The sequence below is a fragment of the Silanimonas sp. genome, from assembly GCF_027531545.1.
Taxonomy (GTDB): Bacteria; Pseudomonadota; Gammaproteobacteria; order Xanthomonadales; family Xanthomonadaceae; genus Silanimonas.
This window is the reverse complement of the sequence record NZ_JAPZSC010000002.1, coordinates 1-13,665: the sequence shown is the minus strand read 5'-3', so window position 1 is coordinate 13,665 and position 13,665 is coordinate 1. Positions and strand designations below refer to the sequence as shown.

Genomic DNA, 13,665 nt, shown 5'->3' with positions numbered 1-13,665 from the left:
GGGTTGGGTTCCTTATCGATCGTGGGCCTTAGCCCATCATCACGCCCTGGGTGAGACCGGCCGGCGGCCAGTTCTCGAGCTTCATGCCGAGGGCGAGGCCGCGCTGTGCCAGCACTTCCTTGATCTCGGTGAGCGACTTCTTGCCCAGGTTCGGGGTCTTCAGCAGCTCCACTTCCGTGCGCTGGATCAGATCACCGATGTAGTAGATGTTCTCGGCCTTGAGGCAGTTGGCCGAACGGACGGTCAGCTCGAGGTCGTCGATCGGACGCAGCAGGGTCGGATCGACACCACCGGTCGCGCTCTTGCTCGAGGCCGGACCGCGGACGATGAAGTCACCGAACACCGACAGCTGGTCCGTGAGGATGCTGGCGGCGGTGCGGATGGCTTCTTCCGAATCGATCGTGCCGTTGGTCTCGATGTCGAGGACGAGCTTGTCGAGGTCGGTGCGCTGCTCGACGCGGGCCGCTTCCACGGCATACGCCACGCGACGGACCGGGGCGAAGCTGGCGTCCAGCATGAGGCGGCCGATCGCACGGGACTCTTCGTCCGGGCGACGACGCGCCGCAGCCGGCTGGTAGCCGAAGCCGCGCTCGATCTTGAGGCGCATGTTCAGCGCCGTGTCCTTCGTCAGCGTGCAGATCACGTGCTCGCCGTTGAGGATCTCGACGTTGTGGTCGGTCTTGATGTCCGCGGCGGTGACGACGCCCGGGCCCTTCTTCTGAAGGGTGAGCATCGTCGACTCGACGTTGTGCATACGGATCGCCACGTCCTTGAGGTTCAGCAGGACGTCGAGGACGTCCTCCTGAAGGCCTTCAAGCGTGGTGTACTCGTGCAGCACGCCATCGATTTCCACCTCGGTGATGGCGCAACCCGGGATCGAGGACAGCAGCACGCGACGCAGCGCGTTGCCGATGGTGTGGCCGTAACCACGCTCCAGCGGCTCGATGACGACGCGGGCGCGGGTCGTCGACAGGCGCTCGATCTGCGGACCCTTGGGACGCAGCATCTGGATGGCATTTACCGTCATGGGCGGCGTTCTCCGGAGAATTACTTCGAGTACAGCTCGACGATCAGTGCTTCGTTGATGTCGGCCGGCAGGTCGGCGCGATCAGGCACAGCCTTGAAGGTGCCGGAGAACTTGTTGGCGTCGACGGTGCACCACGACGGCACGAGGTCCATCTGCTGCGACTGGGCCACGGCTTCCTTGACGCGCAGCTGGGCAGCCGCCTTCTCGGTGAGCGTGATCTGGTCGCCGACGCGGACCTGGTACGACGGCAGGTTCACCGACTTGCCGTTGACCAGCACGCCACGGTGCGAGACCAGCTGGCGGGCCTGCGGACGGGTGACGGCGAAGCCCATGCGGTAGACGACATTGTCGAGACGCTGCTCAAGCATCTGCAGCAGGTTCTCGCCGGTGTTGCCCTTCCGGTTGGCGGCCTTCTTGTAGTAGTTGCGGAACTGGCGCTCCAGCAGGCCGTAGATACGCTTGACCTTCTGCTTCTCGCGAAGCTGGGTCGCGTAATCCGACAGCTTGCCCTTCTTGGCGACGGGGCCGTGCACGCCGGGCTTCTGCTCGAGCTTGCACTTGCTGTCCAGGGCGCGGGCCGGGGACTTGAGGCTGAGGTCGGCGCCTTCGCGGCGCGCGAGCTTACAGGTGGGACCGATATAACGAGCCATGTGATTTTCCCCTTGCCCTTAGACGCGACGCTTCTTGGGCGGACGGCAGCCGTTGTGCGGAATCGGCGTGACGTCGATGATGTTCGTGACCTTGTACCCGACGTTGTTCAACGCGCGGACGGCCGATTCGCGACCCGGACCCGGGCCCTTCACGTGCACTTCGAGCGTCTTCAGGCCGTAGTCGAGCGCGGCCTTGCCCGCCTTCTCGGCGGCAACCTGCGCCGCGAACGGCGTCGACTTGCGCGAGCCGCGGAAACCGGCACCACCCGAGGTGGCCCAGCTCAGGGTGTTGCCCTGGCGGTCGGTGATCGTGATGATCGTGTTGTTGAAGGAAGCCTGCACGTGCGCCACACCATCGGTGACGACGCGCTTGATCTTCTTCTTGGTCTTGCTGGCAGCTGCCGGCTTATTCATTTTGGCTGATCCTTACTTCTTGATCGCCTTGCGCGGACCCTTGCGGGTACGGGCATTCGTGCGGGTGCGCTGGCCGCGGAGCGGCAGGCCACGACGGTGACGGACGCCGCGGTAGCAACCGAGGTCCATCAGGCGCTTGATCGACATGCCGACTTCGCGACGCAGGTCGCCTTCGACGGTGTACTTGCCGATCTCGGCGCGGAGGCGCTCGATTTCCGGCTCGGACAGTTCACGGATCTTGCTATGCGGGTTCACACCCGCGGCCGTGCAGACCAGGCGCGAGCGCGTACGCCCGATCCCGAAAATGCTCTGAAGGCCCACCCAGACATGCTTCTGGACAGGCAGGTTCACACCCGCAATACGCGCCATGACGCGATCTCCACTGGTTTTGTCGCCGGCTAGCGGCGCAAGGAATCGAAAAGTTTACACTGGCTCAGGGTTCAAATGAAGCCCGCCCCCTGAACAGGGGCGAACCCGGCATGGGGAGTGTGCCCATGCTCCGGCGACAAATCGGGGTTGGCGACAAGGCCCGAAGGCCCCCTCGCCGCCCGCGCTACTCTTGCGCGGGCCCGCCTCGATTCATCCGCGCGCCAAGCCGCCGCGCGGACCGCCCTTCAAATTGGCCTTCTTCAGAAGGCTGTCGTACTGGTGCGAATAGAGGTGCGCCTGCACCTGCGCCGTGAAGTCCATGACCACCACGACGACGATCAGCAGCGACGTGCCGCCGAAATAGAACGGAACCTGCCACGTCGCGCGGAGCACTTCCGGCAACAGGCAAACCGCGACCAGATAGAGCGCGCCGATCATGGTCAAGCGGGTCAGCACGCCATCGATGTACTCGCCAGTCGCGCGGCCCGGACGGATGCCCGGAACGAGCGCGCCCGACTTCTTGAGGTTGTCGGCGGTTTCCTGGCTGTTGAACACCAGCGCCGTGTAGAAGAACGCGAAGCCGATGATCAGGCCAGCGAACAGGAGCATGTGCAGCGGCTCGTTCGGCGCCAGCGCCGTCGCGACCTTCTGCAAGGCGAGCGTGACCTGGGCCTGCCAGCCCGCGCCGGTCGCCGCGGCGGCGGCTTCCGCCGCGCCGGCGCCACCCGTCCACGCCGTGATGGTGGCCGGCAGCATGATGAGGCTCGAAGCGAAGATCGGCGGGATGACGCCGGCCATGTTGAGCTTCAGCGGCAGGTGCGAGCTCTGGTTGTTGTAGCCCTGGCGCGCGCCCTGCTTGCGGGCGTAGTGCACGGTGATCCGGCGCTGGCCGCGCTCCATGAACACCACGAAGTAGACGACGCCCAGCACGAGCACGGCGATCACGAGGATGGCCGGCCAGCTGATCTCGCCGGCGTTCACCTGGCGCATGGTGTCGATCAGCGCGCCCGGAAGGCCGGCGACGATACCCGCGAAGATGATCAGCGAAATGCCGTTGCCGATGCCGCGCTCGGTGATCTGCTCACCCAGCCACATGAGGAACATCGTGCCGGCCGTCAGCGAAACCACCGCCGTAAAGACGAAACCCATGCCCGGGCTGTAGACGACTGGCTGGCCGCCAGCAGCCGCCGAGCCCTGAAGCGCCGTGGCAATGCTGCCCGCCTGCACGATCGCGAGGAAGACCGCACCGTAACGCGAGTACTGGGTCAGCTTGCGACGGCCCGACTCGCCTTCCTTTTTCAGCGCCTTCCACGGCTCGTAGACCTGCCCGAGCAGCTGGACGATGATCGACGCCGAGATGTAGGGGATCACGTTCAGCGCGAAGATGCTGAAACGCGACAGGGCGCCACCGGAGAACATGTTGAACATGTCCACGATGCCGCCCTGGTTTTCGAACAGGGCCAACATGGCTTCCGGGTTGACGCCCGGGACGGGAATGAAGCTCCCGACCCGGAAGACGATCAACGCAAGAAGCACGAACAGCAGGCGGTCCTTCAGTTCCTTGAACTTACCGAGTCCGCCCATCATCGTCGCCGCGTTCGAGGCCAAGCGATTACTCCACCGATCCGCCGGCGGCTTCGATCGCCGCCTTCGCACCTGCGGTCACCAGCAGGCCCTTGATGGTGAGCTTCTTGGTCAGCTCGCCCTTCTTCACAACCTTCACCTTCTTGGCGTCGACCGAGACCAGCTTGGCGGCGCGAAGGGCGACGATGTCGATCACCTCGACGTCGAGCATGGCCAGCTGATACAGCAGGACCTCGGCCGACTCGTGCGACATCTTGGAGCGGAAACCGATCTTCGGCAGACGACGCTGCATCGGCATCTGGCCGCCTTCAAAGCCCGGCTTGATCTTGCCCTTGCCGGCGCGAGCGAACGAACCCTTGTGGCCGCGGCCGCAAGTCTTGCCGAGGCCCGAACCGATGCCGCGACCAACGCGGGTGCGCTCCTTGCGGGCGCCTTCGGCGTGAGTGATGGTGTTGAGACGCATGGGATTCTCCTTAAGCCTCGACGCGGACGAGGTAGTGGAGCTGATTGATCAGGCCGCGGACCTGCGGCGAATCGATCAGCTCACGGACGTCGTTGAGCTTGTTCAGGCCGAGCGCGCGCACCGAGAGGCGGTGGCGCTGCTGGGTGCCACGGAGGCCGCGCACCAGGCGGACCTTGACGGTCTTGTTAGCCATGGAGGATCTCCTCGAGCTTCTTGCCACGCTTGGCCGCGATCTTGGCCGGCGAGTGCATCATCGACAGGCCGCGCACGGTGGCACGGACCAGGTTGATCGGGTTACGCGAACCGGTAGCCTTCGCCAGCACGTTCTTGACGCCGACCGCCTCCAGCACGGCGCGCATGGCGCCGCCGGCGATCACGCCAGTACCTTCCGACGCCGGCTGCATGTAGACAGCCGCCGCGCCATGGTTGGCCTTGACGGGGTGCCACAGGGTGCCATCGTTCAGGTCGACGTTGACCATCGCCTTGCGGGCGTATTCCATCGACTTCTGGATGGCAACCGGGACTTCCTTGGCCTTGCCGTAGCCGAAGCCGATCTTGCCGGCGCCGTCGCCGACGACCGTCAGCGCGGTGAAGGTGAACTGGCGACCGCCCTTGACGGTCTTGCTGACGCGGTTGACCGCGATCAGCTTTTCGATCATGCCGTCGTCTGCGCCTTCGCGGTCGCGACGATCGCGGCTTTCATTGCTGCTCATGATGGACTCTCGTAATGAGGGAATTTACGGCTTTGCGCCGCTTATAGTTGTTTGAGGCGCGGAATCCACCCCGCGCCTGGGTGCATCGATGACGCTTAGAACTGCAGGCCGCCTTCGCGGGCCGCATCGGCGAGCGCCTTGATGCGGCCGTGGTAGCGGTAGCCCGAACGATCGAACGCGACGGACTCGATGCCGGCAGCCTTCGCCTTGGCGGCGATGGCGGCACCGACCTTGGCGGCGGCTTCAAGGTTCTTGCTGCCCTTCAGGCCCGACTTGACGTCGGCTTCAAGGGTCGAAGCAGCCGCGAGGACCTTCGAGCCATCGGCCGTGAAGATCTGGGCGTACAGGTGCTGACCGGTGCGCAGGACCGACAGGCGGGCGATGCCCAGCGTGCGGATGTGCAGGCGCGTCGACTTGGCGCGACGCAGGCGGGCGATTTTCTTTTCCATGACTGGATACCTTCTGGAAGCTGAAGACCCTTAGGCCTTCTTGGCTTCCTTGATGATGACGTTCTCGCCCGAGTAACGGACGCCCTTGCCCTTGTACGGTTCCGGCGAGCGGAACGCGCGGATCTTGGCCGCGACCTGGCCCACCAACTGCGCATCGGCGCCGGCGATCAGGATCTCCGTCTGCGTCGGCGTGGTGATGGTGATGCCTTCCGGGGTGATGAACACGACCGGGTGCGAGAAACCGAGCGACAGGCTCAGGTCCTTGCCCTGCATCGCGGCACGGTAACCGACGCCGACGAGCTCCAGCTTGCGCTGGAAGCCTTCGGAAACGCCCTTCACCATGTTCGAAAGGATGGCACGCGCGGTGCCGGCCATCGGGATGGCGTCGGCGTTCGCCGCGACCATCGTGACCACACCATTCTCGTTCTTCAGGTCCACGCCCTGCGGCTTGGCCAGGAACAGGGTGCCCTTCGGGCCCTTGACGCTGAACTGCTCGGCGGTGGAGGTGATTTCAACGCCCTTCGGGAGGGCGATCGGCTTCTTGGCGACGCGGGACATGGTCAGTTCTCCTGCATCAGGCCACGAGGCACAGGACTTCGCCGCCCACGCCCTGCTGGCGTGCGTCGCGGTCGGTCATGATGCCCTTGGACGTCGAGATGATCGACACGCCGAGGCCGCCGAGGACCTTCGGGAGCGCGTCCTTGCCGCGGTACTGGCGGAGGCCCGAACGCGAGAAGCGCTCGAGGCGCTCGATGACCGGCTTGCCTTCGAAGTACTTCAGAACGATTTCGAGTTCCGGCTTCTTGGCGTCGCCAGCCTGGCGCACGTCGAGGATGTAGCCTTCGGCCTTCAGGACGTTGGCAAGGGACAGCTTGATCTTGGACGACGGCATTTTCACCGTGGTCTTGCGGACAGCCAGCGCGTTCTTGATGCGCACCAGCATGTCAGCGATGGGATCAGTCATGCTCATGGAGAGTTCCTTATGAGTAGCACCGATATCCGCTTTCGCGAACAGGTTCAGTGGAAAAACCCGGCCGTCTCCGGCCGGGTGGGTTCAGCAAGCCGCCTAGGATAGCAGCTTTTTGTCTTACCAGCTCGCCTTGCGGAGGCCGGGGACGTCGCCACGCATGGTGGCTTCGCGGAGCTTGTTGCGGCCGAGGCCGAACTTGCGGTAGACGCCACGCGAACGACCCGACAGGGCGCAGCGGTTGCGCTGGCGGCACTCCGAGGAATCGCGCGGCAGCTTCGCGAGCTTGTTGACGGCGTCGATCTTCTCTTCGTAGCCGGTCGCCGGGTTGGCGATCAGCTTCTTGAGCTCGGCGCGCTTGGCGGCATAACGCTTGGCAAGCTTCTCGCGCTTGACCTCGCGGTTCACCATGCTGGTCTTGGCCATGATTGGATCCTAAAGGTCAGTTGCGGAACGGGAAGTTGAAGGCGGCGAGCAGGGCCTTGGCCTCGGCGTCGGTCTTCGCGGTCGTGGTGATCGCGATATCCATGCCGCGCAGGGCGTCGACCTGGTCGAAGTTGATCTCTGGGAAGATGATCTGCTCCTTCAGGCCCATGTTGTAGTTGCCACGGCCGTCGAACGCACGACCCGACACGCCGCGGAAGTCGCGGACGCGCGGCAGGGCGACGCTGATCAGGCGGTCGAGGAACTCATACATCTTGGCGCGACGCAGGGTCACCTTCGTACCGATCGGCCAGCCTTCGCGGATCTTGAAGCTGGCGACCGAGACGCGGGCCTTGGTCGTCACCGGCTTCTGGCCGGTGATCGTGGCCAGGTCGGCCACGGCGTTCTCGAGGATCTTCTTGTTGCCGACCGCCTCGCCCACGCCCATGTTCAGCGTGATCTTGGTGATCTTCGGCACCTGCATCGGATTGGTGTAGCCGAACTCTTTCATGAGCTTCGGCACCACGGTGTCCTTGTAGATTTTTTCAAGCCGGGTGTTCATCGGGGCATTCCTCAGGCGTCGATCGCCTCACCGCTCGAGCGGAACACACGCACTTTGCGTCCATCCTCGAGCACCTTGAAGCCAACGCGGTCGCCCTTGCCCGTCGCCGGGTTGAACAGCATCACGTTGGAGATATGGATCGGGGCTTCGCGCTCGACGATGCCGCCGGCCTGGCCGGCCTGCGGGTTCGCCTTGGTGTGGCGCTTCACCACGTTGATGTTGGCGACGATGACGCGATCACCGGCAACGCGGGTGATTTCGCCCTTCTTGCCCTTGTCCTTGCCGGTGATGACGACGATCTGGTCGCCCTTGCGGATACGGTTCATGGTTTCGTCTCCGGCTTACAGCACTTCAGGCGCCAGGGACACGATCTTCATGAACTTCTCGTTGCGGAGTTCACGGGTCACGGGTCCGAAGATGCGGGTGCCGATCGGCTCTTCTTTGTTATTCAGCAGCACGGCGGCGTTCGCGTCGAAGCGGATCAGCGAGCCATCGGCGCGGCGCACGCCCTTGCGGGTGCGCACGACGACGGCGTTGTAGACCTCGCCCTTCTTGACCTTGCCGCGCGGGATCGCGTCTTTCACGGTGACCTTGATGATGTCGCCGATGTGGGCATAGCGGCGCTTGGAACCACCAAGCACCTTGATGCACATCAGTTCCTTGGCACCGGAGTTGTCGGCGACTTCGAGGTAGCTCTGCGTCTGGATCATGGCTCAGGCTCCTCTTACTCGGCCGACTTCGAGACGATCTCGACGACGCGCCAGTTCTTGGTCTTCGACATCGGGGCGCATTCGGTCACGCGGACGACGTCGCCTTCGTTGCAGGCATTGGCTTCGTCGTGGGCGTGCAGCTTCGTCGAACGGCGGATGTACTTGCCGTACAGCGGGTGCTTGACCTGGCGCTCGACCAGGATCGTGACCGTCTTGTTCATCTTGTTGCTGACGACACGGCCTTCGACCGTGCGCAGCGGGGTGGCGTTATCGCTCATGGCCTATCCCTTAGTTCTTCTGGGTCAGCAGCGTGTTGACGCGCGCGATTTCGCGGCGGACACGGCTGATCTCGTGGGTCTTCGCCAGCTGGTTCGTCGTCTTCTGCATGCGCAGAGAGAACTGCTCCTTGCGGAGCTCCAGCAGGTGGGCCTTCAGCTCTTCGGCCGACTTCTGACGCAGTTCCTGAAGTTCCATTAGCGCACCGTCCGGGTCACGAAAGTGGTCTTGACGGAGAGCTTGGCGGCGGCGAGGCGCATCGCTTCGCGGGCCTGGTCCTCCGGGATGCCTTCCATCTCGTAGAGCATCCGGCCGGGCTGGATCTGGGCGACCCAGTACTCGACGTTACCCTTACCGGCGCCCATTCGGACTTCGATCGGCTTCTGGGTGATCGGCTTGTCCGGGAACACGCGGATCCAGAGCTTGCCGCCGCGCTTCACGTAGCGGCTGATCGTACGGCGGGCCGATTCGATCTGGCGGGCGGTGAGGCGGCCGTGTTCGGTAGCCTTCAGACCGTACTCGCCGAAGCTGACGGCGTTCGCCGACCAGCTCAGGCCCTCGTTACGGCCCTTGAACTGCTTGCGATATTTAGTTCGCTTGGGTTGCAACATGGCTCGTTACCTCACTTGGCCTGACCACGCGACGGACGTTCCGCGCGCTCTTCGGTCTTTTCCTGGCCGACTTGCGAGAAGTCGAAGATTTCGCCCTTGTAGACCCACGTCTTGACGCCAATGACGCCAAAGGTGGTGCGGGCTTCGGCGAAGCCGTAGTCGACGTCGGCGCGCAGCGTGTGAAGCGGCACGCGACCTTCGCGGTACCACTCCGAACGCGCGATCTCGGCGCCGTTCAGGCGGCCGGCGACGTTGACCTTGATGCCGAGCGCGCCGAGGCGCATCGCGTTGCTCACGGCGCGCTTCATGGCGCGACGGAACATGATGCGACGCTCCAGCTGCTGGGCGATCGATTCGGCGACCAGCTGCGCATCGAGTTCCGGCTTGCGGACTTCGGAGACATTGATGTGCGCCGGGACGCCCATGATGTCCGAAACCTGCTTGCGCAGCTTCTCGATGTCCTCGCCGCGCTTGCCGATCACGACGCCCGGGCGGGCGGTGTGGATCGTCACGCGCGCCGACTTGCTCGGACGCTCGATCAGGATCTTGGAGATGCCGGCCTGCGCCAGCTTCTCACGAAGCATCTGGCGAACCTTCAGGTCCGCGGCGAGGTAGCCGGCGAATTCCTTCTTGTTCGCGTACCACTTGGAGTTCCAGTCTTTGGCGATGCCAAGACGGATACCGGTCGGATGAACTTTGTGACCCATAATCTCGTCCTTACGCCTTCTTGCCGGAGCCCACGACCACAGTGATGTGGCTGGTGCGCTTGAGGATGCGGGTACCACGGCCCTTCGCGCGGGCGCCGAAGCGCTTCAACACCGGACCCTCGTCGATCATGATCGTGGCGACCTTCAGTTCGTCGACATCGGCGCCAAGGTTGTTCTCGGCATTCGAAGCCGCCGAGTAGACGACCTTGCGGATGATGCCGGCGGCCTTCTTGTCGCTGAACTGCAACAGCGCAAGAGCGCGGGCGACCGAGAGGCCCCGGACCTGGTCGGCGACCAGGCGGGCCTTCTGCGGGGAGATGCGCGTCGAGCGCAGGATGGCTTTCGCTTCCATGGTCATCTCCTTACTTGCCCGACTTCTTGTCGCCGCCGTGACCCTTGAAGGTCCGGGTCAGCGCGAATTCGCCGAGCTTGTGGCCGATCATGTTCTCGTTGACCAGAACCGGGATGTGCGCCTTGCCGTTGTGCACGGCAATGGTCAGGCCGATCATTTCCGGCAGGATCATCGAACGACGCGACCAGGTCTTGATCGGCTTCTTGCTGTTGGCCGCTGAAGCGACTTCCACCTTCTTGGCGAGGTGGTGGTCGACGAACGGGCCCTTCTTGAGTGAACGTGGCATGGCCGATTAACCCCTACGATCGCGCACGATGAACTTGTCGGTGCGCTTGTTCTTACGCGTCTTGTAACCCTTCGACGGCTGGCCCCAGGGGCTGACCGGATGCGGGTTGCCCTGGCCGGCCTTCGCCTCACCACCGCCGTGCGGATGGTCGACCGGGTTCATCGCGGCGCCGCGGACGGTCGGCTTGATGCCGCGCCAGCGGGAGGCACCGGCCTTGCCCAGCTTCTCGAGGTTGTGCTCGGTGTTACCGACTTCGCCGATCGTGGCGCGGCAATCGACCGGCACCTTGCGCATCTCGCCGGAGCGGAGGCGCAGGGTGGCGTAGCCGTGTTCGCGACCGATCAGCTGGACGCCGGCGCCGGCGGCGCGCGCCAGCTGGGCGCCCTTGCCCGGCTTCATCTCGACGCAGTGCACGGTGGCACCGATCGGCATGTTGAGCAGCGGCAGAGTGTTGCCGACCTTGATCGGCGCGTCCTTGCCGGAGATCAGCTGGTCGCCGACCTGCAGGCCCTTCGGCGCGATGATGTAGCGGCGCTCGCCGTCCGCGTAGCACAGGAGCGCGATGTGCGCCGTGCGGTTCGGATCGTACTCGAGGCGCTCGACGCGGGAGGCGATGCCTTCCTTGTCACGCTTGAAGTCGATGATGCGGTAATGCTGCTTGTGGCCACCGCCGATGTGGCGGGTGGTGATGCGACCGTGGTTGTTACGGCCACCGGTCTTGCCCTTCTTCTCGACGAGGGCCGCGAACGGGGCGCCCTTGTGGAGGTCGGGGTTCACGACCTTGACCATGGCGCGGCGGCCAGGCGAGGTCGGCTTGAAAGTCATGACTGCCATGGGTCTTTATCCTCAGGCCTTGGCGGTGACGTCGAGCGTCTGGCCTTCGGCCAGACGGACATACGCCTTACGCTTGTCGGAGCGACGGCCAGCACGCTGGCGGAACGCCTTCGACTTGCCCTTGATGTTCGCGACGTTCACCGCGAGCACCTTGACGTTGAACAGGTGCTCGATCGCCGCCTTGACGTCAGCCTTGGTCGCCGTCTTGGCGACTTCGAAGACGTACTGGTTGCTCTCGGCGAGACGGGCGGTCTTTTCCGACACCTTCGGGGCGCGGAGGACCGAAAACAGGCTCTCGTTGATCATGCCAGCCACTCCTCGATCAGCTTGACGGCCTCGGCGGTGATGACGACCGAGTCGGCACCGACCAGCGACACCGGGTCCAGGCCCTGCACGTCGCGCACTTCCACGTACGGGATGTTGCGCGCGGCCAGGTACAGGTTCTCGCTCGCCTGCTCCGACACGATCAGCGTGCGGGTGCCGACCTTCATGTCGGCCAGCTTGGCAACGAGGCCCTGCGTCTTGGGCGCGTCGACGTCGAAGCCCTCGACGACCATCAGGCGACCCTGGCGAGCGAGCTCGGACAGGATCACGGCCATGGCGCCGCGGTACATCTTCTTGTTGACCTTCTGCGCGAAACTGCGCGGCTTGGCCGCGAAGGTCACGCCGCCGCCCACGAAGATCGGAGCGCGGTAGTCGCCGTGACGAGCGCCACCGCCCTTCTGCTTCTTGAACTTCTTGGTCGTGCCGCGGACTTCCGAACGCGTCAGCTGCGCCTTGGTGCCCGCGCGACCGGCGTTGCGGTAAGCAACGACGACCTGGTGCACGAGGTCCTGGTTGAATTCACGGCCGAAGACGGCGTCGTTGACCGACAGCGCCTTGCCGTTGATGACGGAAAGTTCCATCGTCTACTCCTTAACCCTTGCTGGCCGGACGGACGACCACGTCGCCACCCGGCGCACCGGGAACGGCGCCACGGATCGCGATGAGGCCGCGCTCGACGTCGACCTTGACGACTTCGAGATTCTGGACACTGAGAACCTCGGCGCCCATGTGGCCCGACATCTTCTTGCCCGGGAACACGCGACCCGGCGTCTGGCGCTGGCCGATCGAGCCCGGCGAGCGGTGCGAGAGCGAGTTACCGTGGGTGGCGTCACCCATGGTGAAGTTCCAGCGCTTGATGGTGCCCTGGAAGCCCTTGCCCTTCGTCACGCCCTGCACGTCGACCATCTGGCCGACAGCGAAGACGTCCGCCTTGATCTCGGCGCCCACTTCGTAGGCACCCAGGTCCTTGGCTTCGACGCGGAATTCCCACAGGCCACGACCCGGAGCGACCTTCGCCTTGGCGAAGTGGCCACCTTCCGGCTTGTTCACCAGCGAGGCGCGCTTGTCGCCCGCGGTGACCTGCACGGCGGTGTAGCCGTCGGTCTCGACGGTCTTGATCTGGGTGACGCGGTTGGGGGTGGCTTCGATCAGGGTGACCGGGATGGACGCGCCATCCGCAGTGAAAACCCGGCTCATGCCTGCCTTACGCCCAACGATACCGATGCTGTGCTTCATGATCGTGTACCTCAGGCCAGCTTGATCTGCACGTCCACGCCAGCGGCGAGTTCGAGCTTCATCAGGGCGTCGACGGTCTTGTCGTTGGGATCAACGATGTCCAGGACGCGCTTGTGGGTGCGGGTCTCGTACTGGTCACGCGCGTCCTTGTCGACGTGCGGAGAAACGAGGACGGTATAACGTTCGATCTTCGTCGGCAGCGGGATCGGGCCGCGCACTTGCGCGCCGGTCCGCTTGGCCGTTTCGACGATCTCGCTCGCGGAACGATCGATCAGTCGGTGATCGAACGCCTTCAAGCGAATACGGATTTTCTGGTCCGCCATGGCCGGTTTCCTGAGTTAAAGAGCGACGGGCCGCACGCGTCTGGCGCGAACCCCAAAAAAACATCGACAGAACCATTCGGTTCTGCCGAGACGGGAGAGTATAGAGGGGATGCCAAGCCGCCGTCAACAACAGCAGCTTAACGATCCACGCTTCCCTGTCCGGCGAAGACGAAGCCCATCCTTGGACCTCCTTTCGCTTGGTGCCCCGCCCGGCGTCGGCCAGGCGGGGAGATGCCACCAGGTATTACTTGATGATCTTGGCCACGACGCCGGCGCCGACGGTGCGGCCGCCTTCGCGGATCGCGAAGCGCAGGCCTTCGTCCATCGCAACGGGGGCGATCAGCGTCACCACCATCTTGATGTTGTCGCCCGGCATCACCATCTC

The 13,665-nt window shown here is 64.3% G+C and carries 26 protein-coding genes and 1 pseudogene; all 27 read right to left on the bottom strand.

Translation table 11 applies throughout. From position 1 onward, the window contains the following. Nucleotides 1-28: 28 nt before the first annotated feature. Nucleotides 29-1,027, bottom strand: a complete 999-nt coding sequence (gene rpoA, locus O9280_RS02765; RefSeq protein ID WP_297867679.1) for a DNA-directed RNA polymerase subunit alpha — start codon at nt 1,025-1,027, stop codon at nt 29-31. A gap of 20 nt (nt 1,028-1,047) precedes the next feature. Beyond that, nucleotides 1,048-1,677, bottom strand: a complete 630-nt coding sequence (gene rpsD / locus O9280_RS02760; RefSeq protein WP_297867678.1) for a 30S ribosomal protein S4 — start codon at nt 1,675-1,677, stop codon at nt 1,048-1,050. Nucleotides 1,678-1,695: 18 nt separating this feature from the next. Then, entirely contained in the window at nt 1,696-2,091 is a 396-nt protein-coding gene (gene rpsK / locus O9280_RS02755; protein ID WP_294064754.1) for a 30S ribosomal protein S11, read from the bottom strand. A gap of 12 nt (nt 2,092-2,103) precedes the next feature. After that, nucleotides 2,104-2,460 carry a 30S ribosomal protein S13 gene (rpsM, locus tag O9280_RS02750; protein ID WP_297867677.1) on the bottom strand — a complete coding sequence of 119 codons (357 nt, stop codon included), beginning with the start codon at nt 2,458-2,460 and terminating at the stop codon, nt 2,104-2,106. A 210-nt stretch (nt 2,461-2,670) separates the two neighbouring features. Continuing rightward, entirely contained in the window at nt 2,671-4,047 is a 1,377-nt protein-coding gene (gene secY / locus O9280_RS02745; RefSeq protein WP_298338903.1) for a preprotein translocase subunit SecY, read from the bottom strand. A gap of 25 nt (nt 4,048-4,072) precedes the next feature. Then, nucleotides 4,073-4,507, bottom strand: a complete 435-nt coding sequence (gene rplO / locus O9280_RS02740; RefSeq protein ID WP_298338402.1) for a 50S ribosomal protein L15 — start codon at nt 4,505-4,507, stop codon at nt 4,073-4,075. A gap of 10 nt (nt 4,508-4,517) precedes the next feature. After that, entirely contained in the window at nt 4,518-4,700 is a 183-nt protein-coding gene (rpmD, locus tag O9280_RS02735; protein ID WP_297867675.1) for a 50S ribosomal protein L30, read from the bottom strand. Further along, entirely contained in the window at nt 4,693-5,220 is a 528-nt protein-coding gene (gene rpsE / locus O9280_RS02730) for a 30S ribosomal protein S5 (RefSeq protein ID WP_297867674.1), read from the bottom strand. The genes rpmD and rpsE overlap by 8 nt, the downstream gene beginning before the upstream one ends. A gap of 95 nt (nt 5,221-5,315) precedes the next feature. Next, on the bottom strand, nt 5,316-5,669 hold the full coding sequence (gene rplR / locus O9280_RS02725; RefSeq protein ID WP_297876026.1) for a 50S ribosomal protein L18: 354 nt from the start codon (nt 5,667-5,669) through the stop codon (nt 5,316-5,318). A 30-nt stretch (nt 5,670-5,699) separates the two neighbouring features. After that, a complete protein-coding gene (gene rplF / locus O9280_RS02720; RefSeq protein ID WP_298338398.1) occupies nt 5,700-6,227 on the bottom strand; it encodes a 50S ribosomal protein L6 in 528 nt (175 codons plus the stop codon). Nucleotides 6,228-6,243: 16 nt separating this feature from the next. After that, complete coding sequence (gene rpsH / locus O9280_RS02715) at nt 6,244-6,639, bottom strand: 30S ribosomal protein S8 (RefSeq protein WP_298338395.1); 396 nt, start codon at nt 6,637-6,639, stop codon at nt 6,244-6,246. A 117-nt stretch (nt 6,640-6,756) separates the two neighbouring features. Then, the gene (gene rpsN / locus O9280_RS02710) at nt 6,757-7,062 is read right to left on the bottom strand and encodes a 30S ribosomal protein S14 (protein WP_297867670.1); all 306 of its coding nucleotides are present in this window, start codon (nt 7,060-7,062) and stop codon (nt 6,757-6,759) included. A gap of 16 nt (nt 7,063-7,078) precedes the next feature. Further along, nucleotides 7,079-7,621 carry a 50S ribosomal protein L5 gene (gene rplE / locus O9280_RS02705; RefSeq protein ID WP_297867669.1) on the bottom strand — a complete coding sequence of 181 codons (543 nt, stop codon included), beginning with the start codon at nt 7,619-7,621 and terminating at the stop codon, nt 7,079-7,081. Nucleotides 7,622-7,632: 11 nt separating this feature from the next. Beyond that, entirely contained in the window at nt 7,633-7,947 is a 315-nt protein-coding gene (gene rplX, locus O9280_RS02700; protein WP_297867668.1) for a 50S ribosomal protein L24, read from the bottom strand. Nucleotides 7,948-7,962: 15 nt separating this feature from the next. After that, nucleotides 7,963-8,331 (bottom strand): 50S ribosomal protein L14, encoded by a 369-nt coding sequence (gene rplN, locus O9280_RS02695; protein ID WP_294064773.1) that lies wholly within the window; start codon nt 8,329-8,331, stop codon nt 7,963-7,965. A gap of 14 nt (nt 8,332-8,345) precedes the next feature. After that, the gene (gene rpsQ, locus O9280_RS02690) at nt 8,346-8,609 is read right to left on the bottom strand and encodes a 30S ribosomal protein S17 (RefSeq protein WP_297867667.1); all 264 of its coding nucleotides are present in this window, start codon (nt 8,607-8,609) and stop codon (nt 8,346-8,348) included. A gap of 10 nt (nt 8,610-8,619) precedes the next feature. Continuing rightward, complete coding sequence (gene rpmC, locus O9280_RS02685; RefSeq protein WP_297867666.1) at nt 8,620-8,805, bottom strand: 50S ribosomal protein L29; 186 nt, start codon at nt 8,803-8,805, stop codon at nt 8,620-8,622. After that, nucleotides 8,805-9,218 (bottom strand): 50S ribosomal protein L16, encoded by a 414-nt coding sequence (rplP, locus tag O9280_RS02680; protein WP_297867665.1) that lies wholly within the window; start codon nt 9,216-9,218, stop codon nt 8,805-8,807. Before rplP ends, rpmC begins: the two co-directional genes overlap by 1 nt. A gap of 11 nt (nt 9,219-9,229) precedes the next feature. Continuing rightward, nucleotides 9,230-9,925 carry a 30S ribosomal protein S3 gene (rpsC, locus tag O9280_RS02675; protein WP_297867664.1) on the bottom strand — a complete coding sequence of 232 codons (696 nt, stop codon included), beginning with the start codon at nt 9,923-9,925 and terminating at the stop codon, nt 9,230-9,232. 10 nt (nt 9,926-9,935) lie between these two features. After that, the gene (gene rplV / locus O9280_RS02670) at nt 9,936-10,277 is read right to left on the bottom strand and encodes a 50S ribosomal protein L22 (RefSeq protein WP_297876021.1); all 342 of its coding nucleotides are present in this window, start codon (nt 10,275-10,277) and stop codon (nt 9,936-9,938) included. 10 nt (nt 10,278-10,287) lie between these two features. After that, entirely contained in the window at nt 10,288-10,563 is a 276-nt protein-coding gene (rpsS, locus tag O9280_RS02665) for a 30S ribosomal protein S19 (protein ID WP_297867662.1), read from the bottom strand. A gap of 6 nt (nt 10,564-10,569) precedes the next feature. Further along, complete coding sequence (rplB, locus tag O9280_RS02660) at nt 10,570-11,397, bottom strand: 50S ribosomal protein L2 (RefSeq protein ID WP_297867661.1); 828 nt, start codon at nt 11,395-11,397, stop codon at nt 10,570-10,572. A gap of 12 nt (nt 11,398-11,409) precedes the next feature. Beyond that, a complete protein-coding gene (rplW, locus tag O9280_RS02655) occupies nt 11,410-11,703 on the bottom strand; it encodes a 50S ribosomal protein L23 (protein ID WP_297867660.1) in 294 nt (97 codons plus the stop codon). Next, nucleotides 11,700-12,302 carry a 50S ribosomal protein L4 gene (gene rplD / locus O9280_RS02650; RefSeq protein WP_297867659.1) on the bottom strand — a complete coding sequence of 201 codons (603 nt, stop codon included), beginning with the start codon at nt 12,300-12,302 and terminating at the stop codon, nt 11,700-11,702. Before rplD ends, rplW begins: the two co-directional genes overlap by 4 nt. 10 nt (nt 12,303-12,312) lie before the next feature. Further along, a complete protein-coding gene (gene rplC / locus O9280_RS02645) occupies nt 12,313-12,957 on the bottom strand; it encodes a 50S ribosomal protein L3 (protein WP_297867658.1) in 645 nt (214 codons plus the stop codon). An 11-nt stretch (nt 12,958-12,968) separates the two neighbouring features. After that, nucleotides 12,969-13,280 carry a 30S ribosomal protein S10 gene (rpsJ, locus tag O9280_RS02640; RefSeq protein WP_028771346.1) on the bottom strand — a complete coding sequence of 104 codons (312 nt, stop codon included), beginning with the start codon at nt 13,278-13,280 and terminating at the stop codon, nt 12,969-12,971. 244 nt (nt 13,281-13,524) lie between these two features. Further along, nucleotides 13,525-13,665, bottom strand: a pseudogene (locus O9280_RS02635) (elongation factor Tu); the annotation flags it as partial.

Bases quoted from the DNA above. Each gene is read 5' to 3' on its own strand.
- rpoA (WP_297867679.1), bottom strand. From the start codon at position 1,027: ATGACGGTAAATGCCATCCAGATGCTGCGTCCCAAGGGTCCGCAGATC.
- rpsD (WP_297867678.1), bottom strand. From the start codon at position 1,677: ATGGCTCGTTATATCGGTCCCACCTGTAAGCTCGCGCGCCGCGAAGGC.
- rpsK (WP_294064754.1), bottom strand. From the start codon at position 2,091: ATGAATAAGCCGGCAGCTGCCAGCAAGACCAAGAAGAAGATCAAGCGC.
- rpsM (WP_297867677.1), bottom strand. From the start codon at position 2,460: ATGGCGCGTATTGCGGGTGTGAACCTGCCTGTCCAGAAGCATGTCTGG.
- secY (WP_298338903.1), bottom strand. From the start codon at position 4,047: ATGATGGGCGGACTCGGTAAGTTCAAGGAACTGAAGGACCGCCTGCTG.
- rplO (WP_298338402.1), bottom strand. From the start codon at position 4,507: ATGCGTCTCAACACCATCACTCACGCCGAAGGCGCCCGCAAGGAGCGC.
- rpmD (WP_297867675.1), bottom strand. From the start codon at position 4,700: ATGGCTAACAAGACCGTCAAGGTCCGCCTGGTGCGCGGCCTCCGTGGC.
- rpsE (WP_297867674.1), bottom strand. From the start codon at position 5,220: ATGAGCAGCAATGAAAGCCGCGATCGTCGCGACCGCGAAGGCGCAGAC.
- rplR (WP_297876026.1), bottom strand. From the start codon at position 5,669: ATGGAAAAGAAAATCGCCCGCCTGCGTCGCGCCAAGTCGACGCGCCTG.
- rplF (WP_298338398.1), bottom strand. From the start codon at position 6,227: ATGTCCCGCGTCGCCAAGAAGCCGATCGCCCTCCCGAAGGGCGTTGAA.
- rpsH (WP_298338395.1), bottom strand. From the start codon at position 6,639: ATGAGCATGACTGATCCCATCGCTGACATGCTGGTGCGCATCAAGAAC.
- rpsN (WP_297867670.1), bottom strand. From the start codon at position 7,062: ATGGCCAAGACCAGCATGGTGAACCGCGAGGTCAAGCGCGAGAAGCTT.
- rplE (WP_297867669.1), bottom strand. From the start codon at position 7,621: ATGAACACCCGGCTTGAAAAAATCTACAAGGACACCGTGGTGCCGAAG.
- rplX (WP_297867668.1), bottom strand. From the start codon at position 7,947: ATGAACCGTATCCGCAAGGGCGACCAGATCGTCGTCATCACCGGCAAG.
- rplN (WP_294064773.1), bottom strand. From the start codon at position 8,331: ATGATCCAGACGCAGAGCTACCTCGAAGTCGCCGACAACTCCGGTGCC.
- rpsQ (WP_297867667.1), bottom strand. From the start codon at position 8,609: ATGAGCGATAACGCCACCCCGCTGCGCACGGTCGAAGGCCGTGTCGTC.
- rpmC (WP_297867666.1), bottom strand. From the start codon at position 8,805: ATGGAACTTCAGGAACTGCGTCAGAAGTCGGCCGAAGAGCTGAAGGCC.
- rplP (WP_297867665.1), bottom strand. From the start codon at position 9,218: ATGTTGCAACCCAAGCGAACTAAATATCGCAAGCAGTTCAAGGGCCGT.
- rpsC (WP_297867664.1), bottom strand. From the start codon at position 9,925: ATGGGTCACAAAGTTCATCCGACCGGTATCCGTCTTGGCATCGCCAAA.
- rplV (WP_297876021.1), bottom strand. From the start codon at position 10,277: ATGGAAGCGAAAGCCATCCTGCGCTCGACGCGCATCTCCCCGCAGAAG.
- rpsS (WP_297867662.1), bottom strand. From the start codon at position 10,563: ATGCCACGTTCACTCAAGAAGGGCCCGTTCGTCGACCACCACCTCGCC.
- rplB (WP_297867661.1), bottom strand. From the start codon at position 11,397: ATGGCAGTCATGACTTTCAAGCCGACCTCGCCTGGCCGCCGCGCCATG.
- rplW (WP_297867660.1), bottom strand. From the start codon at position 11,703: ATGATCAACGAGAGCCTGTTTTCGGTCCTCCGCGCCCCGAAGGTGTCG.
- rplD (WP_297867659.1), bottom strand. From the start codon at position 12,302: ATGGAACTTTCCGTCATCAACGGCAAGGCGCTGTCGGTCAACGACGCC.
- rplC (WP_297867658.1), bottom strand. From the start codon at position 12,957: ATGAAGCACAGCATCGGTATCGTTGGGCGTAAGGCAGGCATGAGCCGG.
- rpsJ (WP_028771346.1), bottom strand. From the start codon at position 13,280: ATGGCGGACCAGAAAATCCGTATTCGCTTGAAGGCGTTCGATCACCGA.